This is a genomic window from Acidocella sp. MX-AZ02 (assembly GCF_000306035.1).
GTDB lineage: Bacteria > Pseudomonadota > Alphaproteobacteria > Acetobacterales > Acetobacteraceae > Acidocella > Acidocella facilis.
Genome location: NZ_JH976207.1, coordinates 1289438 through 1313488, shown reverse-complemented (window position 1 = coordinate 1313488; position 24051 = coordinate 1289438). Strand labels below are relative to the sequence as shown.

The 24051-nt window shown below is 63.7% G+C and carries 26 protein-coding genes; 13 read left to right on the top strand and 13 right to left on the bottom strand.

Features of this window, described 5'->3' with window-relative positions; genetic code table 11:
* The first annotated feature begins 137 nt into the window (after positions 1-137).
* The 3 genes from MXAZACID_RS06465 to MXAZACID_RS06455 all read left to right on the top strand — a co-directional run bounded on the left by MXAZACID_RS06465 (position 138) and on the right by MXAZACID_RS06455 (position 2549).
* A complete protein-coding gene (locus MXAZACID_RS06465) occupies positions 138-902 on the top strand; it encodes an alpha/beta fold hydrolase (protein WP_008493389.1) in 765 nt (254 codons plus the stop codon).
* On the top strand, positions 899-2005 hold the full coding sequence (locus MXAZACID_RS06460; protein ID WP_008493388.1) for an FAD-binding oxidoreductase: 1107 nt from the start codon (positions 899-901) through the stop codon (positions 2003-2005). Before MXAZACID_RS06465 ends, MXAZACID_RS06460 begins: the two co-directional genes overlap by 4 nt.
* Positions 2006-2168: 163 nt before the next feature.
* A complete protein-coding gene (locus MXAZACID_RS06455; RefSeq protein WP_008493387.1) occupies positions 2169-2549 on the top strand; it encodes a response regulator transcription factor in 381 nt (126 codons plus the stop codon).
* Between the two features lie 212 nt (positions 2550-2761).
* Here the strand turns inward: MXAZACID_RS06455 and phoB are convergent, their stop codons facing one another.
* The 5 genes from phoB to aspS form a co-directional block, all read right to left on the bottom strand.
* Complete coding sequence (phoB, locus tag MXAZACID_RS06450; RefSeq protein ID WP_008493386.1) at positions 2762-3469, bottom strand: phosphate regulon transcriptional regulator PhoB; 708 nt, start codon at positions 3467-3469, stop codon at positions 2762-2764.
* 4 nt (positions 3470-3473) lie between these two features.
* Complete coding sequence (gene phoU / locus MXAZACID_RS06445) at positions 3474-4190, bottom strand: phosphate signaling complex protein PhoU (RefSeq protein ID WP_008493385.1); 717 nt, start codon at positions 4188-4190, stop codon at positions 3474-3476.
* An 11-nt stretch (positions 4191-4201) separates the two neighbouring features.
* On the bottom strand, positions 4202-5005 hold the full coding sequence (gene pstB, locus MXAZACID_RS06440; RefSeq protein ID WP_008493379.1) for a phosphate ABC transporter ATP-binding protein PstB: 804 nt from the start codon (positions 5003-5005) through the stop codon (positions 4202-4204).
* A gap of 154 nt (positions 5006-5159) precedes the next feature.
* Positions 5160-7043 (bottom strand): autotransporter domain-containing protein, encoded by a 1884-nt coding sequence (locus tag MXAZACID_RS17715; RefSeq protein WP_083878505.1) that lies wholly within the window; start codon positions 7041-7043, stop codon positions 5160-5162.
* A 41-nt stretch (positions 7044-7084) separates the two neighbouring features.
* Positions 7085-9004, bottom strand: a complete 1920-nt coding sequence (gene aspS / locus MXAZACID_RS06430; RefSeq protein ID WP_083878575.1) for an aspartate--tRNA ligase — start codon at positions 9002-9004, stop codon at positions 7085-7087.
* Between the two features lie 70 nt (positions 9005-9074).
* On the opposite strand from aspS, the gene rnd reads away from it, so the two are divergent.
* From rnd to MXAZACID_RS06415, 3 genes are read left to right on the top strand one after another with little or no spacing between them, the layout of a single operon-like run.
* Positions 9075-10238 (top strand): ribonuclease D, encoded by a 1164-nt coding sequence (rnd, locus tag MXAZACID_RS06425; RefSeq protein WP_008493371.1) that lies wholly within the window; start codon positions 9075-9077, stop codon positions 10236-10238.
* Positions 10235-10585, top strand: a complete 351-nt coding sequence (locus MXAZACID_RS06420) for an MmcQ/YjbR family DNA-binding protein (RefSeq protein ID WP_008493369.1) — start codon at positions 10235-10237, stop codon at positions 10583-10585. The genes rnd and MXAZACID_RS06420 overlap by 4 nt, the downstream gene beginning before the upstream one ends.
* On the top strand, positions 10578-11027 hold the full coding sequence (locus MXAZACID_RS06415; RefSeq protein ID WP_008493368.1) for a GNAT family N-acetyltransferase: 450 nt from the start codon (positions 10578-10580) through the stop codon (positions 11025-11027). Before MXAZACID_RS06420 ends, MXAZACID_RS06415 begins: the two co-directional genes overlap by 8 nt.
* On the opposite strand, the gene lysA is transcribed toward MXAZACID_RS06415, so the two are convergent.
* From lysA to argH, 3 genes are read right to left on the bottom strand one after another with little or no spacing between them, the layout of a single operon-like run.
* Entirely contained in the window at positions 11014-12330 is a 1317-nt protein-coding gene (gene lysA / locus MXAZACID_RS06410; RefSeq protein WP_008493367.1) for a diaminopimelate decarboxylase, read from the bottom strand. The genes MXAZACID_RS06415 and lysA overlap by 14 nt on opposite strands.
* Before the next feature lie 11 nt (positions 12331-12341).
* Positions 12342-12467 carry a lipoprotein gene (locus MXAZACID_RS20055; protein WP_008493366.1) on the bottom strand — a complete coding sequence of 42 codons (126 nt, stop codon included), beginning with the start codon at positions 12465-12467 and terminating at the stop codon, positions 12342-12344.
* Positions 12464-13870 carry an argininosuccinate lyase gene (gene argH, locus MXAZACID_RS06405; RefSeq protein ID WP_008493365.1) on the bottom strand — a complete coding sequence of 469 codons (1407 nt, stop codon included), beginning with the start codon at positions 13868-13870 and terminating at the stop codon, positions 12464-12466. Before argH ends, MXAZACID_RS20055 begins: the two co-directional genes overlap by 4 nt.
* Before the next feature lie 85 nt (positions 13871-13955).
* On the opposite strand from argH, the gene MXAZACID_RS06400 reads away from it, so the two are divergent.
* Complete coding sequence (locus MXAZACID_RS06400; RefSeq protein ID WP_008493364.1) at positions 13956-14477, top strand: TlpA disulfide reductase family protein; 522 nt, start codon at positions 13956-13958, stop codon at positions 14475-14477.
* Between the two features lie 52 nt (positions 14478-14529).
* Here the strand turns inward: MXAZACID_RS06400 and MXAZACID_RS06395 are convergent, their stop codons facing one another.
* The 4 genes from MXAZACID_RS06395 to secB form a co-directional block, all read right to left on the bottom strand.
* Positions 14530-15057, bottom strand: coding sequence for a hypothetical protein (locus tag MXAZACID_RS06395; RefSeq protein WP_008493362.1), 528 nt, complete (start codon positions 15055-15057; stop codon positions 14530-14532).
* Between the two features lie 101 nt (positions 15058-15158).
* On the bottom strand, positions 15159-16448 hold the full coding sequence (locus tag MXAZACID_RS17710) for a hypothetical protein (protein ID WP_008493361.1): 1290 nt from the start codon (positions 16446-16448) through the stop codon (positions 15159-15161).
* Positions 16449-16477: 29 nt separating this feature from the next.
* Complete coding sequence (locus MXAZACID_RS06385; RefSeq protein ID WP_240376547.1) at positions 16478-16975, bottom strand: hypothetical protein; 498 nt, start codon at positions 16973-16975, stop codon at positions 16478-16480.
* A gap of 204 nt (positions 16976-17179) precedes the next feature.
* A complete protein-coding gene (gene secB, locus MXAZACID_RS06380; RefSeq protein WP_008493359.1) occupies positions 17180-17686 on the bottom strand; it encodes a protein-export chaperone SecB in 507 nt (168 codons plus the stop codon).
* A gap of 67 nt (positions 17687-17753) precedes the next feature.
* On the opposite strand from secB, the gene argC reads away from it, so the two are divergent.
* From argC to MXAZACID_RS06350, 6 genes are all read left to right on the top strand, one after another.
* A complete protein-coding gene (gene argC / locus MXAZACID_RS06375) occupies positions 17754-18662 on the top strand; it encodes an N-acetyl-gamma-glutamyl-phosphate reductase (protein WP_008493358.1) in 909 nt (302 codons plus the stop codon).
* A complete protein-coding gene (locus MXAZACID_RS06370; protein WP_008493357.1) occupies positions 18659-19210 on the top strand; it encodes a gamma carbonic anhydrase family protein in 552 nt (183 codons plus the stop codon). The genes argC and MXAZACID_RS06370 overlap by 4 nt, the downstream gene beginning before the upstream one ends.
* A gap of 41 nt (positions 19211-19251) precedes the next feature.
* Positions 19252-19860 carry a hypothetical protein gene (locus MXAZACID_RS06365; RefSeq protein WP_008493356.1) on the top strand — a complete coding sequence of 203 codons (609 nt, stop codon included), beginning with the start codon at positions 19252-19254 and terminating at the stop codon, positions 19858-19860.
* A gap of 82 nt (positions 19861-19942) precedes the next feature.
* Complete coding sequence (locus tag MXAZACID_RS06360) at positions 19943-20350, top strand: phasin family protein (RefSeq protein WP_240376545.1); 408 nt, start codon at positions 19943-19945, stop codon at positions 20348-20350.
* Between the two features lie 299 nt (positions 20351-20649).
* Entirely contained in the window at positions 20650-22806 is a 2157-nt protein-coding gene (uvrB, locus tag MXAZACID_RS06355) for an excinuclease ABC subunit UvrB (RefSeq protein ID WP_008493353.1), read from the top strand.
* 31 nt (positions 22807-22837) lie between these two features.
* Positions 22838-23653 carry an EipB family protein gene (locus MXAZACID_RS06350; RefSeq protein ID WP_008493352.1) on the top strand — a complete coding sequence of 272 codons (816 nt, stop codon included), beginning with the start codon at positions 22838-22840 and terminating at the stop codon, positions 23651-23653.
* On the opposite strand, the gene MXAZACID_RS06345 is transcribed toward MXAZACID_RS06350, so the two are convergent.
* On the bottom strand, positions 23610-24051 hold a 442-nt coding region (locus MXAZACID_RS06345), incomplete at its 5' end, for a formate/nitrite transporter family protein (protein ID WP_008493351.1). The genes MXAZACID_RS06350 and MXAZACID_RS06345 overlap by 44 nt on opposite strands.

The following is a 24051-nucleotide window of genomic DNA, read 5'->3' as shown; positions in this document are numbered from 1 at the left end:
CCGGAGCGGAGCGTACTTAAGGTACGTGAGCACCGGAGCGCAGCAAATCACCGCCTGGCGGCCGCCAGAGTGGCTTTTCAAACGGCCTCAGTCAGCCGCGCTTGTGATTTCTTCCCGATGCGCCAAAGATGATGCCCATGAAATTAAACGTTTCCGAGGCCGGCGACGGCCCGCCGCTGGTGTTGCTGCATGGCCTGTTCGGCGCCGCCCGCAATCTCGGCGTGCTCACCCGGGCCTTTTCCGCGCATTACCGCGTCTTTGCGCTGGATCTGCGCAACCATGGCGACAGCCCGCGCGGGCCTGAGATGAATTACGCCGTCATGGCGCGGGACGTGGCGGAGACGCTCTCCAGCCTCGGCCTCTCCCGGGTGCGGCTCTGCGGCCATTCCATGGGCGGCAAGACGGCGATGATGCTCGCCCTGCAATCGCCCGATCTGGTCGAGCGCCTGGCGGTGATGGATATCGCCCCGGTGAGCTACGAGCATGATTATTCAGGCTTCGTCGAGGCGATGCGGGCCATCCCGCTCACCCCTGGCCTCTCCCGCGGCGAGGCCGACCAGGCGCTGGCCGCCAGCGTCAAAGCCCCGCCGATGCGCGCCTTCCTGCTCAATAACCTCGTCCTCGGCAGCGCCCCGCGCTGGCGCGTTGGGCTGGAGGAGATCGGCGCCAATATGAGCAACCTGTTCCGCTGGGACGATCCGCCGGGTGCCGCCCCCTATGACGGCCCGGCTCTGTTCCTGTGCGGGGCGGAGTCGGACTATGTCCGCCCGGAATACGACCCGGCCATCCGCCAGCGTTTCCCCCGCGCCGAGATTACCCGCGTCCCCGGCGCCGCGCACTGGCTGCATGCGGACAAGCCCGAGCAGGTGATCGCCGCGCTGCAGGAATTCTTCGCGGCATGAGCCAGGATTTCGATGTCATCGTCATCGGCGCCGGCATGGTCGGCGCCTCCATCGCCGCCAATCTCATCGTCACCCATAAGGTGGCGCTGGTGGAGGCGGAGGAACAGGCGGGCTTTCACACCACCGGCCGCTCGGCGGCGATCTGGATCCGCAATTACGGCCCCCCCGCGGTGCGCGTGCTCACCGGCCTGTCGCGGAACTTCTACAAAGCCCCGCCGGCGGATATCGGCACTGACCGGCTGGCGGTGGACCGCGCCATCCTCTATCTCGCCCCGCCCGCACAGGGCCAGCAGCTGGATGAGCTGATCGCCCAGGATCTCGGCATCGAGGAAATCCCGCTGTCAAAGGCCAAGGAACTCTGCCCGGCCCTGATCGAGGGCTATGCCAGCCGCGCCGGGCTGGAGTCGGACGGGTTCGACATGGATGTGGCCGGGCTGCACCAATATTATCTGCGCCGGATGCGCCAGGGTGGGGGGCAGCTGCTGCTTCGCAACCGCGCCGGGCGGATCGCGCGCAAGAGCGGCCTCTGGGCGGTGGAGACCTCCGGCGGGCTGACCATCACCGCCCCCATCGTGGTGAATGCCGCCGGCGCCTGGGGCGATGAGGTGGGCAAGATCGCCGGCCTCGCCCCGCTCGGCCTCGTCCCCTGCCGGCGCACCGCCGCCATCATCGACCCTGGCCCGCACCAGGTCGCGCACTGGCCGCTGGTGCAGTCCGCCGCCCATGATTGGTATGCCAGGCCGGAGGCGCGATCCAAGCTGATGGTCACACCCTGCGATGAAACCCCGGATGTGCCGCATGACGTGCAGCCGGACGAGCTGGACATCGCCATCGGCATCGACCGCATGCAGCAGGCGCTGGATATTCCGGTGAAGCGCATCGAGCATAGCTGGGCGGGCCTGCGCACCTTCACCCCTGACCGCTCGCTGGCCTTTGGCTATGACAAGGCAGTGGAGGGGTTTTTCTGGGCGGTGGGGCAGGGCGGCTATGGCATCCAGACCGCGCCGGCGGCCTCGGCGCTGATCGCCGCCATGGTCCGGCATGAGGACCCGGGGCCGGCCGGGGTGGTGATCCCGGAGATCGACCCGATGCGCTTTCGCTGAAGCTGGTTGCAAAGCCGCGAGGGCTTTTCAATCGGCCTTTGGCATTGCCGTGCCGGGACGGGTGGCTTAGCCTGAAGCCGGAAAAACTTGAATTGTGCGTCATGCTCCCGATATTCGGTGGCAAAGATCAATTCTTTGGGGCACTGGCGTAAAGGGGCATGAGTTGCGGATTTTACTGATCGAGGACGACAAGAACGTCGTCTCCTTCGTGCTCAAAGGCATGCGTGAGGCTGGGCATAATGTGATTCACGCCGAATCCGCCCAGGCCGGCCGCGAGCGTGCGGCGCGGGAGAGCTTCGACGTGATCATTCTGGACCGTATGTTGCCGGAGAAAGAGGACGGTCTGGTGCTGCTGTCGCATTTGCGGGCGCAGAAGATCGAAACCCCGGTGCTGATTCTCTCAGGACTGGGCGAGCCGACCAACAAGGTGGCGGGCTTGCGCGCCGGCGGGGATGATTATCTGGCGAAGCCCTTCGCGTTTTCGGAGCTGCTGGCGCGGGTCGAGGGGCTGGCGCGGCGTGGCGGGATCACCCGCAGCGCCTGAAATCCTAAAATAAAAAGTTTCAAAAGTTTTTGAGGGTTGTAGGGAACTTTTTTCAAAAAGTTCCCTACGTGACAAAAAGCCGGATCGCCCCCAGAGGGGGCGTCCGGCCTTTTGTCTTAACGCCGCTTTTTTTGAAAAAAAGCGGCACCTCCGGCGGCATTCCGCCGCTGCTGCGCAGCGGCGGAACCTTGGCCGCCTCCGCCAAAAAACTTTTACTCCACTTCCTCCAGGTCGAGCGCATACCCCGCCGCGCGCACCGTGCGCACGATATCGATCTCGCCCGGCCCGTTGATCGCCTTGCGCAGCCGGCGAATATGCACATCCACCGTGCGCGGCTCGACATGAATGTCGCGCCCCCACACCGCATTCAGCACATCCTCGCGCGAAAACACACGCTTCGGATGGCGCAGGAAAAACTCCAGCAACCGGAACTCCGTCGGCCCCAGATGCAACGTGCGGCCATTGCGCAGCACGCGATGCGAGGCCGGGTCCAGCGAAATATCATGAAAGGCCAGCTTGTTCTTCTGCGGCACCGCGCCCGCCCGGCGCAGCAGCGCGCGAATGCGGGCAATCAGCGCCTCGGTCGAGAACGGCTTGGTGATGTAATCATCCGCCCCGGTATCCAGCCCGCGCACCGCATCCTGCTCCTCCGCGCGGGCGGTGAGCATGATGATCGGCAGCGTGCGCGTTGCCGGGCGGCGGCGCAGCTGGCGGCACAGCTCGATGCCCGACATCGTCGGCAGCATCCAGTCCAGCAGCAAAAGATCAGGCGGCGCCTCGGTGATGCGCGTCAGCGCCTCACCGCCATCGCCGGCATCCTCAACCCGGAAGCCCTGTTTTTCCAGATTATAGCGCAGCAGCGTGACCAGCGGCGCCTCATCCTCGACGATCAGCACATACGGCTTATTGCTCTCGGACATGTGGTCAGTTGGCGGCCGGCATGTAGGTGGAGGTGACATCGCCCTTGGGGCGGAAATCCGGCAGGTTGGTGCCGGTGATGGCGTAATAGGTCAGTTCGGCCATGTTGGTGGTATGGTCGCCGATGCGCTCCAGGTTTTTCGCGATGAACATCAGATGCGTGCAGGCGGAAATATTGCGCGCATCCTCCATCATGTAGGTGATCAGCTCGCGGAAGATGGTGTTGTAGAGATCATCCACGGACTGGTCCGCCCGCCACACCGCAATCGCCTTCTGCGGGTCGCTCTCGCCCACCGTGTCGATGCTGGCTTTCAGATTCTGCTGCACCAGGTTGGACATCTGCCCCAGCCCCGCGAGCGAGAAACCGCTGGCGACCTGGTTGATGACGATCGAGCGCTTGGCGATGTTGGCGGCGTAATCGCCGACCCGCTCAAGATCGTTCACGATCTTCAGCGCCTGGATCACCTGGCGCAGATCATCCGCCACCGGCTGGCGCAGCGCCAGCAGTTGCACGGCGAACTGCTCGATCCGGTGCTGCTCGGCGTCGATCTTCGCATCGCCCTCGATCACCCGCGCCGCCAGCTCGGCGTCATGGCCGATCAGCGCGCTGGAAGCATCCGCCACCGCGCGCTCGACCAGCCCGCCCATGGTGGCGATGGCGTCGCGCAGCTTCTTCAGATCCGCCTCGAAGCTGGAAATCATGTGTTTGGGTTGGTCGGCCATCGTCTGTCTCCTTAGCCGAACCGGCCGGTGATATATTCCTGGGTCTTGCGCTCGCGCGGGGCGGTGAAGATCTGGCTGGAGGAGCCAACTTCCACCAGCTCACCCAGATAGAAGAACGCCACCTGATCCGCGCAGCGCCCGGCCTGCTGCATATTATGGGTGACGATGACGATGCAGAAATCGCGCTTCAGCTCATCCACCAGCTCCTCGATCTTCAGCGTGCTGATCGGATCGAGCGCTGAGGTCGGCTCATCGAGCAGCAGCACCTCCGGGCGCACCGCGATGGAGCGGGCAATGCACAGACGCTGCTGCTGGCCGCCGGAAAGGCCGATGGCGGAGCTTTGCAGCCGATCCTTCACCTCGCCCCAGAGGGCGGCGCGGGTCAGCGCCCATTCCACCCGCTCATCCGCCTCGGCCTTGGACAGGCGCTCATGCAGCCGCACGCCAAACAGCACGTTCTCGTAAATGGATTTCGGAAACGGGGTCGGTTTCTGGAACACCATGCCGACGCGCCGGCGCAGCTTGTTCATATCCACGCCAGGGGCGATCAGATTATCCCCGCCCATCAGCACCTCACCCTCGGCGCGCTGGCCGGGATAAAGGTCGTACATGCGGTTGAGAACGCGCAGCAGCGTCGATTTGCCGCAGCCCGAGGGGCCGATCATCGCCGTCGCCTGGCGATCCGGGAAATCGATCGAGACATTCTTCAACGCGTGCGTCGCGCCGTAATAGAAATTCAAATTGCGGATGGAGACACGCGGCTCAGCCCCCGGGACCTGCTGCAGGGTATGGGGGAGCTGGGCATCGGAGGACATGTTGTGACTCGCTATTTCCATAAGGCCATTCCATAGGCGCGATACGTGACAGTACGATGACAGTCACGTGAAGCTTCTATGACAGCCGCCTCTGCAAAACGAGTCTTAAATTTTTCGCCGGGCCAAGCCCTTGCGGCTTCGCCCGGCGCGCTGCTCAGAACCGCCAGAGGACGTTGCCGGTGACCTGCGTGTCATTTCCGTCGCTCTTGAAGGCGGTGGTGGCCGCCTCCAGGCTGGCGCTGAAACGCTGGGTGAATGTCGCACTCACACCCAGGTTGAACAAGCCCCAGCTGCCCGTCTGGTGCGGGTAGCTGTTGGTCAGCGTCACGCCGGGCACATCGGTGAAGGCGGAGCTGAAGCGCTGGTTCGGCCCGGCCAGCAGAAACTCAGCCGCCGCCCCGGCATGCGGGGCAAGCGCCACGCCGCCCAGGCTGACGCTGGTCGCAATCGTGCCGCCGGCACTGGCGACCAGCTGCTTATAGCTTTGCGAATTCACGCTCTGGGTCAGCAGCGCATCGCCGGTCTCGGTATAATTGCCCAACCCGCTCTGGGTGTAGCCCAGACCGAATTCCGGCCCCACCGCGATCGTCGTCGTCGGATGGAATTTCAGCCCCACCGCGCCGCCCGCACTCCAGCTGGTGCCCGAAGGTTTGCCGGTGATGCCGCCAATCACCCCGTTGCGCTGGGTTTTGTCATTGTCATGGTCCCAGGCGGCATAGAGCTTGGCATAGGCGTCGCCGGAGGTCGCCAGCGCATACAGCCCGACATCCACGCCGTTATCCTGCACCGTGCCGCCGCCGCTCACATTCGCATGGGTGTTGTTATAGGCGAGCGAGACGCCGGCGGTGAGATGCTCATTCACCCGCATATCCACCCCCAGCGCCGTCACCGCGCTGCGATAATTATAGCCGCTATCAAACCCCTCGGTCTTGCGGGTGCCGAACTGGCCGGTGACGGAGAGGAACATCGCCACCTTATGCGCCGGATCGGCGGTGCCGCCATTCACCCCGTTAATGTCATAGGAGGCGCCGCTGGCGCCGTTCTGCAACGCATCCAGCCGCGCATTCAGCAGCCCCGCGAAACTCTCCGCGGCATTCGCATTCACCCGTGCCGGCACCGTCAGGCTCTCAAAGCCTTGCAGCGAGGCGGCCGCATATTCGGCGATGATCTGCTGCGCATGGGTGGTCGGGTGCACATTATCCCAGAACAGATAGCTATTCTGCGTCGCAATGCTGCCGGTGACACAGCTCACCGTGTAAAGGCAGGCATTGGTGACATTGCTGAAGCCATACAGAGACGGATCCGCCACCACCCTATTCAGCAGCGCCTCGGTATTCAGCACGATGATATTCGCCCCGGTGCCCTGATGCAGCAGCTGCATCTCGGTCGGCAGCGCCGCATCATGCGCCTGCGAGAACGCATCCCCCAGCGCCACGCCTTGCGCGGTGGTGTTGAAATTCGGCGTCAGCCCCAGATCCGGCAGGTTGGGCACAATCAGCATCCTGGCGCCGAGATTGATCAGCGCTGTGGTGTCCTGGGTGAGCTGCGTGATCGTCGTGGTGACACCCTGCGTCACCAGCGCGGTGGCGGCCGCCGGGTTGGCCTGCACCGCCGCCGCATAGGCGAAGTAATTATTCGCCCCGCCCCAGAGTGTGACCACATCATTCGCCCCGAAACTGCCCCCCGCCGCCGTGAACGAAGCGATCTCGGTGCTGATCCCCGGCAGCGCCGCCGCTTCCAGATTGGTCCCGGCATTGGTGGTGCCGATGGTCAGCGCCCCGGTAAACGCCCCGCCATAGGCATAGTCATTGGCTGAGGAAAATCCGAGCCCGGTCAGCCCCGGCAGATATTCCACCCAGACCGGCCCGTTGGAAAACCGGCCTTGATAATAAGGGGCCGGCGGCAGCCCGGTGAGTTTGTAAAGATTGCCGTCATCCGAAAGGCTGTCGCCAAACACATAGAGATTGCCCGCCTTCGCCGCCGGCGCCGCCATCAGGCTAAGCGCTGCCACACCGGCCAGAAGCCTGGTTTTCCTCATGGTCGTGTCTCCCGTTTTGTCTTACCTTTGCGCGTCTTATATCACGCAATGGTTAGGCTGGCGACGGAAAAGTGACGTGGAGATGCAATGAAAAAAGCCGCCTCCCCGGCAGGGAAGGCGGCTTTAAGAGGTGGGGACTTTTTGGAAAAAGTCCCCGCACCCCCAAGAACTTTTAGTTTTTTTACGACCTTGGGCGGCAGGGCCAGCGCGATGGATAGCTCCTTGAGCCGGTTCGCCGGGATCGGCGCGGGCGCGCCCATCATCAGATCCTCGCCCTGCTGGTTCAGCGGGAAGGCGATCACCTCGCGGATATTCGGCTCATCCGCCAGCAGCATCACAATCCGGTCGATCCCCGGCGCCGAACCGCCATGCGGCGGCGCGCCATAGCGGAACGCGTTCAGCATGCCGCCAAACCGCGCCTCCACCTCTTCCGGCCCATACCCGGCAATCTCAAACGCCTTCAGCATGATGTCCGGACGATGATTACGGATCGCGCCCGAGGACAGCTCGATGCCATTGCACACGATATCATACTGGAACGCCTTGATCGTCAGCGGGTCCTGGGTCTCCAGCGCCTCCATGCCGCCCTGCGGCATCGAGAACGGGTTGTGCGAGAACACCACCTGCTTCAGCTCTTCATCATACTCGAACATCGGGAAATCGACGATCCAGCAGAATTTGAACTCACCCGCCTTGATCAGCCCGAGATCATTGCCGAGCTTGGTGCGCACGGAACCGGCAAACTTCGCCGCTGCCTCTGCCTTGCCAGCGGCAAAGAATACCGCATCGCCCGCCTTCAGCCCGCACGCCTCGCGGATCGCCTCGGCCCGCTCCGGTGCCAGGTTCTTGGCAATCGGCCCCTGCGCCCCGGCCTCGTTCCAGGTGATGTAACCCAAGCCCCCAGCGCCCTCGGCGCGCGCCCATTCATTCAGCTTATCGAAGAAGGAGCGCGGATTGCCGCCCGCCCCCGGCGCCGGAATCGCGCGCACGATGCCGCCCCCCTCGACGATCTTCGCGAACAGCCCGAAGGAGGAGCCGCGGAACGCCTCGGTGACATCGGAAATGATGATCGGGTTGCGCAGATCCGGCTTGTCCGAGCCATATTTCAGCATCGACACATCATAGGGGATGCGCTCGAAGGGCGGCTTGCCGACATCGCGCCCGGCCGCGAACTCATCGAACACCCCATGCAGGATCGGCTCGATGGTGTTGAACACGTCCTCCTGGGTGACGAAGCTCATCTCGAAATCGAGCTGGTAGAACTCGCCCGGCGAACGGTCCGCCCGGCTCGCCTCGTCACGGAAGCACGGCGCGATCTGGAAATAGCGGTCGAACCCGGCCACCATCAGCAGCTGCTTGAATTGCTGCGGGGCCTGCGGCAGCGCGTAGAACTTGCCGGGATGGTTGCGCGCCGGCACGAGGAAGTCGCGCGCGCCCTCGGGCGAGGAGGCGGTGAGGATCGGGGTCTGGAACTCGGTGAAGCCGGCCTCGATCATCCGCCGGCGGAAGCTGGAAATCACCCCCGAGCGCAGCACGATATTCTTGTGCACCTGCTCGCGGCGCAGATCCAGGAAGCGATATTTCAGCCGCAGCTCATCCGGATAATTCTCACCGCCGGCCACCTGCATCGGCAGCACATCGGCCGGGCCCTGAACCTCCAGGCGCGCCACCCGCAGCTCGATATCGCCGGTTGGCAGCTTGGCGTTGGTGGTGCCTTCCGCACGCGCCACAACCTCGCCGGTGACGGTGATCACCGACTCGACGCGCGCCGCTTCCGCCGCCGCGAACCCGGCCGAGCCGGCGGGGAACACGCATTGCGTCAGCCCGTAATGATCCCGCAGATCGATGAACAGCAACCCGCCATGGTCTCGCTTGGCGTGGACCCAGCCGGAAAGCCGGGCGGTTTGGCCGATATTCGCGGCCCGCAGGGCGGCGCAATTGTGGGTGCGATAGGCGTGAATCTGTTCCATGGGGCGCGAAAGAGCCCTTGCCCTGCTTCCTGTCAAGCGGCCTCGGCGCTATGGGAGGGACATGAACGAAAACAAGATCGAATTCATCGCCACGTCAGAGGCTTTGGAGGCTTTGTGCGCCCGTCTTGAGACCGAAGCCTTCGTGACGGTCGACACCGAATTCATGCGCGAAAAGACCTACTACCCGGAGCTTTGCCTGGTGCAGCTGGGCGGCGCCGAGGATACCGCGGTGGTGGACGCGCAGGCCCCGGGCATGGACCTTGCCCCCCTGGGCCGGCTGCTGGCGAAAGAGAGTGTGGTCAAGGTCTTCCATGCCTGCCGCCAGGATGTGGAGATTTTCCTGCAGCTCTTCGGCGCCGTGCCGGTGCCGCTCTTCGATACCCAGGTGGCCGCGATGGTCGCCGGCTTCGGCGATCAGGTCGGCTATGACAGCCTGGTCAATGCCTTGACCGGCGCGCACATCGACAAGGCCCACCGCTTCTCGGACTGGTCGGCCCGCCCGCTCTCGAAATCCCAGATCAATTATGCCGCCGCCGATGTCACCCATCTGCGCGATGTCTATGAAAAGCTCAGCGCCAAGCTGGCGGCCGAGGGGCGGCTGGAGTGGGTGGCCGAGGAGATGGCGGTGCTGACGCAGCCCGAGACCTATCGGGTGGATCCAGAGCGTGCCTGGGAGCGGCTGAAAATCCGCTCCAATAACCGCCGCCAGCTCGGCTTGGCCAAGGCCATTGCGGCGTGGCGCGAGCGCGAGGCGCAGCGCATCAACATCCCGCGCGGCCGGCTTTTGAAGGACGAGCAGGTGCCCGAAATCGCCTCGCTGGCGCCGGACGATGCCGAGGCGCTCTCCAAGGCGCGCGGCATTTCGGCGGGCTTTGCCAATGGCAAATCCGGCGCCTCGCTGCTGGCCGCGATCAAGGAGGCCAAAGGCTGGCCGGAGTCCGAGCTGCCGAAGGCCGAGCGCCAGCGCGAGAGTGCGAAAGCCTCCCCGGCGCTGGTGGCGCTGCTGAAAGTGCTGCTGGCGGCGGCGGCGGAGAAGAATAATGTCGCCGCCCGGCTGGTCGCCGGCAGCGACGATATCGAGGCGCTGGCCTTGGATGAAACCGCCCCCAACCCGGTGCTGGAAGGCTGGCGCCGCGAGATGTTCGGGGAGACGGCTTTGCGCCTGATCCGCGGTCAGATCGCCATCTCTACCCAGGGCAAGCGGATCAAGATCGTCGAATTGTGAGCCGCCTCGCCGCCTTCGACCGGTTTTGCGCCAAGCTTCCCGGCAGCCGCATGGTGGTGCAATGGGGCGAGAGCCATGTGCACAAGCTGGGGCCGAAGGTGTTCGCCATCGGCGGCGGCTTTCCGGGTGAGGATGGCTATGTGTTCAAGGCCACGCCCTTGGCCTTCCAGCTTTTGCGCGAGCAGGGCCTGGCCACCCGCGCGCCTTATCTGCGCCGTGGCACCTGGCTGCGGGTCGAAGGCGGGGTGATGAGCGATGCCGAGCTGTTCAATCACATTGCCCAGTCCCACCGCCTCGTCGCCGCCAGCCTGACCCACGCCCTGCGCGCCGAACTCGGCCTTGCCTGAACTGCGCCCCGCCCGCCTCGGTGAAGGCCAGGCGCTCTATGACATCACCGCCGCTGCGATCGCCGGGCTGGCGGCCGGGCATTACAGCGAAGCCCAGATTGCAGGCTGGATGGCCGGGCGGGACGCCGCGCAGTACGAGGCGGTGATCGCGCAAGGCGGCGTCATCATCGAAGACCACGCCCAAGGCTTCGTTGAGGCCGCGCCTGGCGAAATCTTGCGCCTGTTCGTGCGCCCCGAAGCCGCAGGGCGGGGGCTGGGCGCCCGCCTGCTGCAAGCGGGGCTGGCTTTGGCCGGGCCGGGCGAAATCCACCTCAACGCCACCCTCAACGCTGCTCCGTTCTATGAAAAACACGGGTTTGAGGCGCTGGAGCACGCCCTTTACACCCATCCCGGCGGTAGCGCGCCGGTCGAGATCGTGAAGATGCGCCTCAGCCGGGGATGATTTCCTCGGCCCATAGCGCTTCGATCTGCTGGCGCGGGGTGATCAGATGGAAACGCCCGCCATCCACCAGCACGGCGGCGGCGCGGGGGCGAGAATTATAGGCGCTGCTCATCACCGCGCCATAGGCCCCGGCATCCAGCAGCGCCACCCGCCCGCCTGGCTTGATCTCCGGCAGCAGGCGGTCGGTGGCGAATTGATCCGCACTCTCGCAGATCGGCCCGACCACGTCGGCCGGAATCGTAGCGCTACGATAAGCGGCCGCGTCCAGCGGCAGGATGCCGTGCCAGGCATCATACATGGCGGGGCGGGCGAGGTCGTTCATCGCCGCGTCCAGCACCAGGAAGCGCTTGCCAGCCTGTTTTTCCAGGATCACGCTACCCAGCAGCACCCCGGCCGGGCCGACCAGATAGCGCCCCGGCTCCATCATCAGCCGCACCCCTAGCCCTTGTGTCACCTGCTTCACCGTGGCGGCGAAGGCGTGGGGGGAGAGCCCCGGCTCGTCCTGATAGCCAATGCCCAGGCCACCGCCGATATCGAACACCTCCACACTCTGCCCGGCCTCGCGCAAGGCGCGGATCATCGCCGCGCCTTTCTCGTAAGCCAGACGATAAGGCTCGGTGGAGAGGATCTGGCTGCCGATATGCATGGCAATGCCGACCGGCCGCACCCCCGGCAACCCCGCCGCGCGGGCATAGAGGGCCGGAATATCCGCCGCCGCGATGCCGAATTTGTTTTCCGCGAGGCCGGTGGTGATCTTGGCATGGGTGCCGGCATCCACATCCGGGTTCATCCGCAGCGCGATGCTGGCCACAACCCCGCGCCGGCTGGCGATGGCGGAGATCATCTCGATCTCCTCGCCGCTTTCGACATTGATCTGCCCGACCCCGGCGCCCAGCGCCGTCTCCAGCTCCGCCGCCGACTTGCCGACGCCGGAATAGACCACATTCCGGGCCGCGATCCCGGCCTTGGTGGCGCGCATGAACTCGCCGATGGAGACCACATCCGCCCCGGCCCCTTGTTCACGGAACAGGCTGAGCACGGCGAGATGGTCATTCGCCTTCACTGCGTAATGGATGTGCATCGGCACGCCCTCGGCCGCGAACGCGTCTCGTAGCGCTGCGAAACGCGCCCGCATGGTGGCGGCGCCATAGACCCAGCTGGGGGTGCCGAAAGTGTCGGCGATGGCGTTCAGCGGCACGCCTTCGAGGCACAGCCCGTCCTGGGCGTGCATGGTCAGCTGCTTGCGGGCGGCGAGCAGATCCTCAAGCCGCGGTTCCGGCCCGGTGAAATTCATGTCGGCCATGGCGGACCTCTTTATTGCGGCGGCGGGTAGCTGTGGGGGTAGGTGATGTCCTGCGCCGGGCCGGGAGGCACGGGCGCGCCGCGACGGCCGCAGCCGGCCAGGGCCGACATGGCGAGCAGGATGAACACATATTTCATGCCAGTTTCTCCAGCCAGAGTGCGGCCTGTTTGGCGACATTGGCGGGCGCGGTACCGCCATAAGACGTCCGCGAGGCGACGGAGGCCTGCACCGTCAGCACCTCGAAAATCTCGGCACTGATCCGCGGCTCGACCGACTGCATCTCCGCCAGGCTCAGCTCCGGCAAATCGCAGCGCTTCGATTCCGCCAGCCGGACCAGCTGCCCGGTAACGTGATGCGCGTCCCGGAAGGGCATTTTCAGCACCCGCACCAGCCAGTCGGCCAGGTCGGTCGCGGTGGAGAAGCCGGAGCCGGCGAGGGCTTCCATGCGGGGCTTGTTGGCTTGCAGGTCGCGCACCATGCCATCCATCGCCGCCAGGCTCAGCGAGATCGCCGCCACCGCCTCGAACACCGGCTCCTTGTCCTCCTGCATATCCTTGGCATAGGCCATCGGCAGGCCTTTCATCACCGTCAGCAGCCCGGTCAGCGCGCCGAAGATGCGGCCGGTCTTGGCCTTGGCCAGCTCGGCGGCGTCCGGGTTGCGCTTCTGCGGCATGATCGAGGAGCCGGTGGTGAAGGCATCCGAGAGCTCGATCAGTCTATAGGGCGAGGAGCACCAGATGATGATCTCTTCCGAGAAGCGGGAGAGATGCATCGCGCAGATCGACAAAGCGGAGAGGAATTCCAGGGCGAAATCGCGGTCCGAGACGGAATCCAGCGAATTCGCCGTCGGCCGGTCGAAGCCCAGGGCGGCGGCGGTGGCGTGGCGGTCGATCGGGAAGGAGGTGCCGGCCAGGGCGGCGGCGCCCAGCGGACATTCATTCAGCCGGGCGCGGGCATCGCGCAGCCGCGCCGCGTCGCGCGCCAGCATCTCGACATAAGCGAGCAAATGGTGACCAAAGGTAACCGGCTGGGCGGTCTGCAGATGGGTGAAGCCGGGCATCACGGTATCCGCATACTCGGCGGCGCGGGTGGCCAAAGCCTGCATCAGCCCATGGATCTGGCCCAGCACGCCATCCATCGCATCGCGCACCCAGAGGCGGAAATCGGTCGCCACCTGGTCGTTGCGGCTGCGGGCGGTGTGCAGCCGGCGTGCGGCCTCGCCGATGCGCGCGGTCAGCCGGACTTCGATATTGGTATGGATATCTTCCAGCTTTTCGGAGAATTCGAACGCACCGGCTTCGATCTCGGCGCCGATTGCCTCCAGCCCGGCGGCGATGGCGCTCTGGTCCTGCGCCGTGATAATGCCCTGCTTGGCCAGCATCGCGGCATGGGCCTGGCTGCCGGCAATATCCTGGCGCCAGAGCTTGGCATCGAAGCTGATCGAGGCATTAATGGCCTGCATCACCTCGGCGGGACCGGCGGCGAAACGCCCGCCCCACTGAAGCTGACCTTTGTTCGGAGTGCTGTCTTTGTCGGTCAAACCCAAACGCCCTTTACTGTTGCGCCGATCACTCATCGCCGCTGGCCCTGCCTTAGCCCTGGGCGCGGCCTGGGGCAATCGCGCAATGGCGCAAACCGCCGGCGCGGATATGCCGGATGCGGCGCTGGGCTGGACGCGCTTCGCGCCGGTGGCCCCGCCGGCGCTGAAATTCCAGGACGACAAGGGCAAGAGCCTGAGCCTGGCGGATTTCAAGGGGCATGTGCTGCTGGTCAATCTCTGGGCGACCTGGTGCGGCCCCTGCAAGGCGGAGCTGCCGACCTTCGCGGCGCTGGCGCCGAAGCTGGCGAAATTTGGCGGCTTGATTCTGCCGATCTCGATCGATGTGGATGGCCTGCCGGCGGTGCAGGCTTATTTTGCCCTGCACGGCATCCGCAATTTGCCGATGCTGGTCAATCCCGATGGGGATGATCTGGATTTGATGAATACGGACGGGATTCCCGTGACTTTGGTGATCAATCCGGCAGGCAAGGCAGTGGCAAGGCTGGATGGCGGCGCGGACTGGAACACCAAGGATGTGCTGGACTTCCTGCAGGATCTGGCGCGTTCTGGAAAGCCGGACGAAAGACATGGGGTCACTCAGGCCTGAAATGCCACGGTTCTGGCCGCTAGCGGTGTGCCCTGCGAAAGGGCGCGCCGCCTTATATGTCCTGGTTCAAGAGCGCCTCAGGCAGTTCCCATTCCTCAGGCTTTGAGTCGGGATGGTACCAGCGATATTTGTGGTTGGTCCATAACAGTAGCCCGCACAATCCCAGCGCAACGCATAATGGAATGACGGCCGTCAAATACCATGAAAAAATATCCTGGTTGGGGGCGCATACAAGCTCGAAGACATTCCATAGCAGCAGTAAAAGCGTGAAAAGCGAGGATATAAAAGCCAGCCGGCGGAAGCGGCGGACCCATTTTATGGTTTTATAGACATAGATTTTTCGGACAAATGTTACGCCGAACGCCGCCAGGATGACCGCGATAATAACCGGACCGATGGGCAAACCATTTGGCATGAAAACGTTCAGCCAATCGTCGCCAAACCAATGATGTAATATATCAGTAATCAGTATGGTTGGGGCGATAAACAAACCGCCCCCCAGCCCGGCACTGCAGAAATTTATCGCCCGTCGGGGCGGGAGATAAGGCCGCATTCCATCGTCTTGGCTTGTCGCGCTCATTGCTTTTGTCGCCGTTCTTTAGGTTCTGGAGTCAGGAGACAGCATAATGGTGGAATCGATACCAGCTCTCTTCGCGGCTGCATATCTGTGTAGCGGACCCGTCAGTGAGGCTTGGGCTTTCGTCCACCCAAGGCAATCACGGCGGCATAGATGTGGTGCATGAAACCGAGCATTTCTGACCCGGACAAGCCAGCGGGGACCAGCGCCTGTAAAGGGCCTGCTTTAGTCTGATTCCCGATATGTTCGCCGAAATGTTCAGAAAACGGGTTGTTGAATGCGTAATTGCCCATTGACCAGCCATTGAGCGCGGCATCGCGTGTCAACGTGGCTTCTTTAAAATGGACTTTCAGAGTGAAATAGTCGCGCACTTCTTTCTGCAGCTCATCGGCCTTCTTCTGTAGCCGTGCCAGGTCTGCCGCCGCCTCCTTGGCACGTGCCGCCGCGGCAGCCGCATTCGCCTGGCGGAGGACCTGTTGCTGCTTGATCTGTGCCAGGGCGTTCGAGTTGGGGTCGAGAATTTTTTGCGCATTGCCGGCGAGCTTATCAATCCGGGCCGCAGCATCCGTGGCTTCGGTGGCGGCGGCTGCCGTGTTGGCAGCCAATTTGGCCCCGGTTGCGGTCTCCGTACTCAAAGGGCGTAGTTCGCGCATCGCCCCTAGAGCCTTGGTGCCTTCGCGCAGAGGATCAATGATCGCCACCAGCGGAGCGACGCGTTCGGTGTTTTTATAATATTCCGTGCCCTCCCAGCGTTTGACGGCTTTGTCGTCGGAGAAAACTTCGAGCCAGAGGTGGTAACCATCCGCTCGGAATAGAGCTAAAGATGCACCGCTTGCCGCGAAACCTGTGGCACCTGCGGCAATCTCCGCAGCGCCGAGTGGTACGCCGACGCCGGTCGCCGATGTCGCACCACCAACGCCGAAAAGGACGAGGCCGCCCAAAAAACCGCTGATCGTCCCATAGGCATCGAGGGCAGTATTCATCGTGTCAAACGCTATAGGGTGATCAACAATGACATTATGCACAGCGTTAACGCTGGATATGACGGGATTGACGACATCGGTGACTGCAAATGTTTTAAGATTCTGCACTGAATTTGTATAGAATTCCTCCAGAATGGTTTTTACAGAACGTGCTGGCGTCTTGTCATGTTGGGGTTTGGAGTGAAGGGGAACAGCGCCGGTCCATTCATAGGCCAGGGCCAGGGCGTCGCCATCTTTGTCGTAGGTCGGCGGCTGCAACACGCAGGCCTGCCCGTTCTCGCTCCATACGAAGCCCCAAGCCTCGCTGCCTTGGCCAGGAAACGCCAAGGACTGAAACATGCGCAGATGGTGGCGCGCCATGGCTGCGCTGAGATAGGGGCCAAACGTGAACCGCTCTGTACCGTCCGTCATGGCTTTTCCTTAAAACCGGCTTGCCTTCCTCATTCCTGGCATAATACTGCCTCGGGCAATTCCCATTCCTCAGGTTTTGAGTCAGGATGATACCAGCGGTATTTGTGGATGGTCCATAACAGTAGCCCGCACAATCCCAGCGCAATGCACAGGGCAATTACAAACATCAAATACCACGAAAAAACATCCTGGTTAGGGGCGAGCACAAGCTCGATGACATTCCATACCAGCAGTAAAAGCGTGAAAAGCGAGGATATAAAAGCTAGCCGGCGGAAGCGGCGGACCCATTTTATGGTTTTATAGACATAGATTTTTCGGACAAAGGTTACGGCGAACGCCGACAGGATGACCGCGAAAATAACCGGCCCGATGGGCAAGCCATCTGGCATGAAAACGCTTTGCCAAGCATCGCCGAACCACAGATATAGAATATCAAATATCATCACCAGCGGGGCGACGAATAAACCGCCCCCCAGCCCGGCGCTGCAGAAATTTATCGCCCGCCGGGGTGGGAGATAGGGGCGCATTCCGTCATCTTGGCTTATCGGGCTCATTGATTTTGTCGCCGTTCTTTATGTCCTGGAGCCAGGATACAACTAATCTTGGACTTAATTCGAGATGGTTTGGCGGGAATAAAGCTCTGCAACCAAATCGTTCAGGCTTGTGCGCGGCGCTGGAAGGCCGGCGCGGGCGTGGGGTGTTCTTTAAAAACACCCCACGATTTTAGCGTCTCAGTTCGGCGCGCCGTTGGCGGCGGCGGCGGCGGCGGTGCGGCGCTGGTGCCAGAGGCCGACAAAGTCGATCGGCCCGAGCAGCACCGGCGGGAAGCCGCCATCGCGGGTCACGTCGGCCAGGATGTTGCGGGCGAAGGGGAAGAGCAAACGCGGGCACTCGACCAGCAGAATCGGCTCCTGCTGCTCTTCCGGAATGCCGTTGAGGGTGAACACGCCGGCATAGGACAGCTCGGCGATGAACACGACGGGCGGCTTCTCCTGGGTGCCACCGGCGGATTTCGGCGCCTCGGTGGTGCCCTCGGCGCGGATCGCCAGCGCGACCTCGAAAATGGTCTGCTCTTCCTCGATGCGGCGCACCTGCACGTCCAGATTCAGGTTCACATGCGGCTGGGCGCGCAGCTGGGTGAAGATGGCGGGCGCGCCGGGCACCTCGAAGGAGAGATCCTTGGTATACTGGATGTTGAGGATCAGCGGTTGCGGCGGCAGGCCGGCTTGTTCGGACATATCTGGTTTCCCTGTTGAAAGGCTGCGCTGCCCTAGCACGCTGGGCAGGGCATGATAAGAGTAGGGCATGACCGCACGCATCTTCATTGACGGCCAGGCCGGGACCACCGGGCTTGGCATCGCCCAGCGCCTTGAGGCGGATGGGGGCTTTTCTCTCGTCACCCTGGCGGATGCGCGCCGAAAGGACCCGGAGGCCCGCGCCGAGGCCATGGGCAATGCGGATCTGACCGTGCTCTGCCTGCCGGATGATGCGGCGCGCGAGGCGGTGGCCATCGCCCCGCAGGGGGCGCGGATTCTGGATGCCAGCACCGCCCACCGGATTGCGCCGGGTTGGGTTTATGGCTTTGCCGAGGCCTGGCCGGATCAGGCGGAGAAGATCGCGAAGGCGCAGCGCGTCGCCAATCCCGGCTGCTACGCCACCGGGGCGATCGCGCTGCTGCGGCCGCTGCTGGGGCTGGGGCTGCTGGCGGCGGATGCACCGGTTTCGATCAACGCCGTTTCCGGCTATTCGGGCGGCGGCAAGGGGATGATCGCGGACCACGAGGCCAAGGGCGGCCCGGCCTATGAGCTGTACGCGCTGGGGCTCAAGCACAAGCATATTCCCGAGATCATGGCCTATACCGGGCTGACCCGGGCGCCGATTTTCACCCCCGCCGTGGGCCATTACCACCAGGGCATGCTGGTGAGCCTGCCTTTGCATCTGGACCAGCTGGCCCGGCCCGGCAGTGCCGCGCAGCTGTCCGAGGCTTATGCGGATTTCTATGCCGGGGCGGAAAATATCATCGTGCAGCGCGGGCTTGCCACCGGCAATCTCGACCCGGAAGCGTTGAACGGCAGCAATCGCCTCGAAATCTTCGTCGCCGGCAATGAGGCGGCGGGGCAGGCGGTGGCGATTGCCCGGCTGGATAATCTCGGCAAGGGCGCCTCGGGGGCGGCGGTGCAGAATTTGAAGCTGATGCTGGGTCTGGCGGCGTGAGCGAGGCGCAGCGCCCGGGCGGGTTGCTTTACGCGCTGGGCAATCTGGCGCCGCGGATCGACCCGACCGCCTGGGTGGCGCCGACGGCGGTGCTGATCGGCGATGTGCGGATCGGGCCGGGGGCGAATATCTGGTTCAACGCGGTGCTGCGCGGCGATACCAACCCGGTGATCGTCGGCGCGCGCTCCAATGTGCAGGATGGGACCATCGTGCATGTGGACCATGACGACCATCCCGCGATCATCGGCGATGATGTGACCATCGGCCATGGCGCCATCATCCATGCCTGTACGCTGGAAAACCGCGCCTTCATCGGCATGGGGGCGACGGTGCTGGATGGCGCGGTGGTGGAGGAAGGCGGGCTGCTCGGTGCGCGGGCCTTGCTGGGGCCGGGCAAGCGCATCGGGCGGCAGGAGCTGTGGACCGGCACGCCGGCGCGGCTGGTGCGGGTGATGAGCGATGCCGAGCGGGCGCGCTGGGATGAGACGGTGCCGCATTATCTCGGCCTCACCGCGCGATATATGAAAAGCTTGCGGCCAATCACTTAATTTTCCTGGAAAATCTTACGGGGCGCGACTAAGTTTCGGGCATGAGCGAACAGGATTTCGAAGCCGCCCTTATCGATGCCGCTTTCGCCCTGGGGGCGCAGGCGGGCTGGCGGCATGTCTCTCCCGCCGCCGCGGCGCGCCATGCCGGGCTGGATCTGGTGCGCGCCCGGGCGCTGTTTCCCTGCACCGGGACAATCCTGAAAAAATTTGGTCGCCTCGCGGATGCGGCGGCGTTGAGCCATGCGCTGCAGGAGGGCAGCGTGCGCGACCGGCTGTTCGATAGTCTGCTGCGCCGGTTCGATTTTCTGCAGGCGCGGCGGCCTGGCGTGCTGGCGCTGATGAAGGCGCTGCCGTCCTGCCCGCCGCTGGCGGTGGCGCTGGCGGAGATGAACATCGCCTCCATGGGCTGGCTGCTGGAAGGGGCGGGGGTGGATGCCACCGGCCTCACCGGGGCGGTGAAAAAACGCGGCCTGCTGGCGGTGTGGCTTTATGGGCTGCGCGCCTGGGCTGCGGATGAGAGCCTTGATCTGACCGCCACCATGGCGGCGGTGGATAGCGCTTTGGCCCGTGCCGAGCGCTTCGCCACGCGCTTTTCCACCGAACCGGCGCCCAAGGCGGCGCCGGAGCCTGAGCTGCCCGCGCCGCTCTGAGGAGCCAAGGCGGGGGATGAAACCATAATCAAGGAGACGAACAATGGTTGAGAAGACGACAAAAGCTGGCACCGCGCCTTTCATGCCCGAGTTCGATATCAAGAAGCTGATGGGGGATATGAAGATCCCCGCGATGCCGGATGTGGAGGCGGTGCTGGCCGCGCATAAGCGCAATCTGGACGCGCTGACCGAGGCCAACCGGGTGGCGCTGGAAGGCGCGCAGCTGGTGGCGCGCCGGCATATGGAGATCATGCAGGAGACGATGTCCGGCCTGACCTCGACCTTGAAGGAACTCGCCGGCAACCAGCCCCCGGCGGTGCGTGCCGCCAAGCAGGCCGAGCTGTTGAAGAAGGCGTATGAGAACGCCGTGGCGAATACCAAGGAGCTGGGGGATTTGATTCAGAAATCCAACGCCGAGGCGATGAGCAAGCTGAATACGCGGTTTTCCGAGGCGATGACGGAGATGAAGGCGCTGTTGGAGAAGAAATAGCGTCCCGATGACGGAGCGGCGCAGCCGCGTAGTCTGAATCGGGCCGCTCTTTCAAAGGTTTTTCCCGATGACGGAGCGGCGCAGCCGCGTAGTCTGAATCGGGCCGCTCAAATTAACCAAAAGTTTTTTGGTGCCGCTTTTTTTCAAAAAAGCGGCGAAGAGGCCGGGGCGTGTGCAGCGCCATCGTCACCACCCCAAACGTTTTGTGGCGCTTTTTAAAAAAAGGGCCACACCCCAAAAACTTTTGCGACTTCAGGTCCGGGCTTTTCCAAGGCTGAGCCAGGGGCCATATTGCCCACATGTCCCTGACCTTCATTCCGCAAAAACAGGCGCCCCGGCCGCTGCAGAAGAAGCTGCGCGTGGTCTCAGACTACCAGCCCGCCGGCGATCAGCCCACCGCCATCGCCCAGCTCGTCGAGGGGCTGGGCGCGCAGGAGCGTGACCAGGTGCTGCTGGGGGTGACCGGCTCCGGCAAGACCTTCACCATGGCCAAGGTGATCGAGGCGGCGCAGCGCCCGGCTCTGGTGCTGGCCCCAAACAAGACGCTGGCGGCCCAGCTTTATGCCGAGATGAAGAGCTTCTTCCCCGATAACGCGGTGGAATATTTCGTCTCCTATTACGATTACTACCAGCCCGAAGCCTATGTGCCGCGCTCGGACACCTATATCGAGAAAGACAGCGCGATCAACGAGACGATCGACCGCATGCGCCATGCTGCCACCCAGGCGCTGCTGGAGCGCGGCGATGTCATCATCGTCGCCTCCGTTTCCTGCATCTATGGTATCGGCTCGGTCGAAACCTACTCGAAGATGGTGGTGCGGCTGGAGACCGGCGGGCGGATCGACCGTGATACGCTGGTGAAGGCGCTGGTGGATCTGCAATATCGCCGCAATGACATGGCCTTTGCCCGTGGTTCCTTTAGGGTGCGCGGCGAGACGGTGGATATTTTCCCCTCCCAATATGAGGACCGCGCCTGGCGGGTGACGTTGTTTGGCGATGAGATCGAGAAGATTTCGGAATTCGATCCGCTGACCGGCGAGCAGAGCGCGGCGCTGGAAAATATCTCGGTCTATGCGAATTCGCATTACGTCACGCCGCGCCCGACGCTGAACCAGGCGATTGCCAAGATCAAGATCGAGCTGAAGGAGCAGCTGGCGAAATTCACCGCCGAAGGCAAGCTGCTGGAAGCGGAGCGGCTGCAGCAGCGCACCACCTTCGATATCGAGATGATGGAAACCACCGGCGCCTGCAAGGGCATCGAGAATTATTCCCGCTATCTCTCGGGGCGCAACGCTGGTGAGCCGCCGCCGACCTTGTTTGAATATCTGCCTGAGAACGCCTTGCTGTTTGTCGATGAGAGCCATGTGACGGTGCCGCAGATCGGCGGCATGTATAAAGGCGATTATGCGCGCAAATTCACCCTCTCCGAATATGGCTTCCGGCTGCCGAGCTGCATCGATAACCGGCCGCTGAAATTCGAGGAGTGGGAGCGTTTCCGCCCGCAATCCTTGTTCATCTCCGCCACCCCCGGCCCCTGGGAGATGGAGCGCACCCAGGGCGTGTTCGCCGAACAGGTGATCCGCCCGACCGGGCTGGTCGATCCGGTCACCGAGATCCGCCCGGTCGAGCATCAGGTGGACGATCTGCTGGGCGAAATCAGGCTTGTCACCAAGCAGGGCGGGCGGGTGCTGGTGACGACGCTGACCAAGCGCATGGCCGAGGATCTCACCGAATATCTCACCGAGCAGGGTGTGCGGGTGCGCTATCTGCATTCGGATGTGGATACGCTGGAGCGCATCGAGATCATCCGCGATCTTCGGCTTGGCGCCTATGATGTTCTGATCGGCATCAATCTGCTGCGCGAGGGGCTGGATATTCCGGAATGTATGCTGGTGGCGATTCTGGATGCGGACAAGGAAGGCTTCCTGCGCTCCGTCACCTCGCTGGTGCAGACCATCGGCCGGGCGGCGCGCAATGTCGATGGCCGGGTCATTCTCTATGCCGACACCATGACCCGCTCGCTGAAACAGGCGATCGACGAGACCGAGCGGCGGCGGGCCAAGCAGATGGCCTGGAATGAGGCGCATGGCATCACCCCGCAATCGGTGCGCAAGAATATCGGCGAGGTGATCCATTCGGTGTTCGAGCAGGATTACGTCACCGTGGCGCCGGTGAAGGATGTGAAGGCGGACGAGTTTGTCGGCAAGGATCTGGCCAGCTCCATCGCGGCCTTGGAAACCCGGATGCGCGCCGCGGCCGCGGATCTGGAATTCGAGGAGGCGGCGCGGCTGCGCGATGAGGTGAAGCGGCTGGAGGCGCTGATGCTGGGGCTGGAACCGCCGCCGCTCTCCAGCCGGGCGCCGGCCAAGCCGAAGGGCCCGGTGCCGCTGGGGCCGGGCGGTGGCGGCTATGATCCGGCGATGCGCAAGGGCAGGGGGCGGGCGCGCAAGGTTTGACGGCGCGCGCCGCACTTGTATCCTGCACGCCATGAAGCTCTCCGCCCTCGCCCTGCTGGCCGCCCTGGCCCCGCTGCCATCTCTGGCCGCCGCCCCTGATCTCGCCAGCCAGCTCACCGGCCAGCACGCCGTTTATAAGCTGAGCCTCTCCAAGCTGCGCACCCATGACATCACCGGCGCCACCGGGCAGATGAATTTCAACGTGGTGGATGGCTGCACCGGCTGGGCGACGACGCAGCATATGACGCTGATCATCCGCAATGTTGATGGCTCGCTGACCAAATCGGTGAGCGACTACATCACCTGGGAGAGCAAGGACGGCAAAACCCTGAGCTTCACCCTGCGCGAGAGCGATAATGACGGCAAGGAGAAGATCGACAGCGCCGGCACCGCTACCCATACCGGGCCGGATGACAGCGGCGTGATCGATTATACCGCGCCGACCAAGAAAGAGGTGAAATTGCCGCCGGGCACCTTGTTCCCGATGCAGCATACCGAGGCGCTGCTGGCGGCCGGGCGGGCGGGCAAGCAATTCATCTCGCCCTTGCTGTTCGATGGCACCTCGCCCGATGGTGCCCAGGCCACCTTTATTACCGTGCTCGGCCACCATGGGGCGGAGAAGGCGCCCTGGCCGGATCTGGATAAATTCGCCAGCACCGATGTCGATATCGGCTTTTTCGAGCGCAAGAACCAGGATGAGACGCCGGATTTCCGGACCTCGATGCGCTATTACGAGAACGGTGTGGCAACCGGGCTGGTGCTGGATTTCGGGGATTTCGTGATGAGCGGCAAGCTGACCAGCCTCAGCGTCCCGCCTTCGGCTTGCCCGCCCGCGAAGTCGCCCTGAGATTGGCGTGGCGCCGCTCCTGGCGCTCGCCCTCGCCCAGACGCTCCTCGATCTCCGGCTTGATGGCGCCGTGATTGAGCACCGAGACCATCACGATCCCGCCGGTGATGTTGCCCAGAATGGTGGGGGCGAAGAAATGCGCCGCGTAGTCATAGAGCGTGGCGCTGCCGGCGAGCACGCCATAAGCGGCCTCGGCTGAGCCGGCGATGATGTGGGAGAGCTGGGCGAGCGCCACCACATAGGTGATCAGCAGCACGATCAGCGGGCGCGAGGTGGAGGCGCTGGGCAGAATCCAGACCATCAACGCGATCAGCCAGCCGGCGAAGAAGGCGCGCACGAAGGTGGCGGCGAAGCCCGGATGGATCGCCGCCTGCGCCATCTCCTGCAAGGCCGGGGTG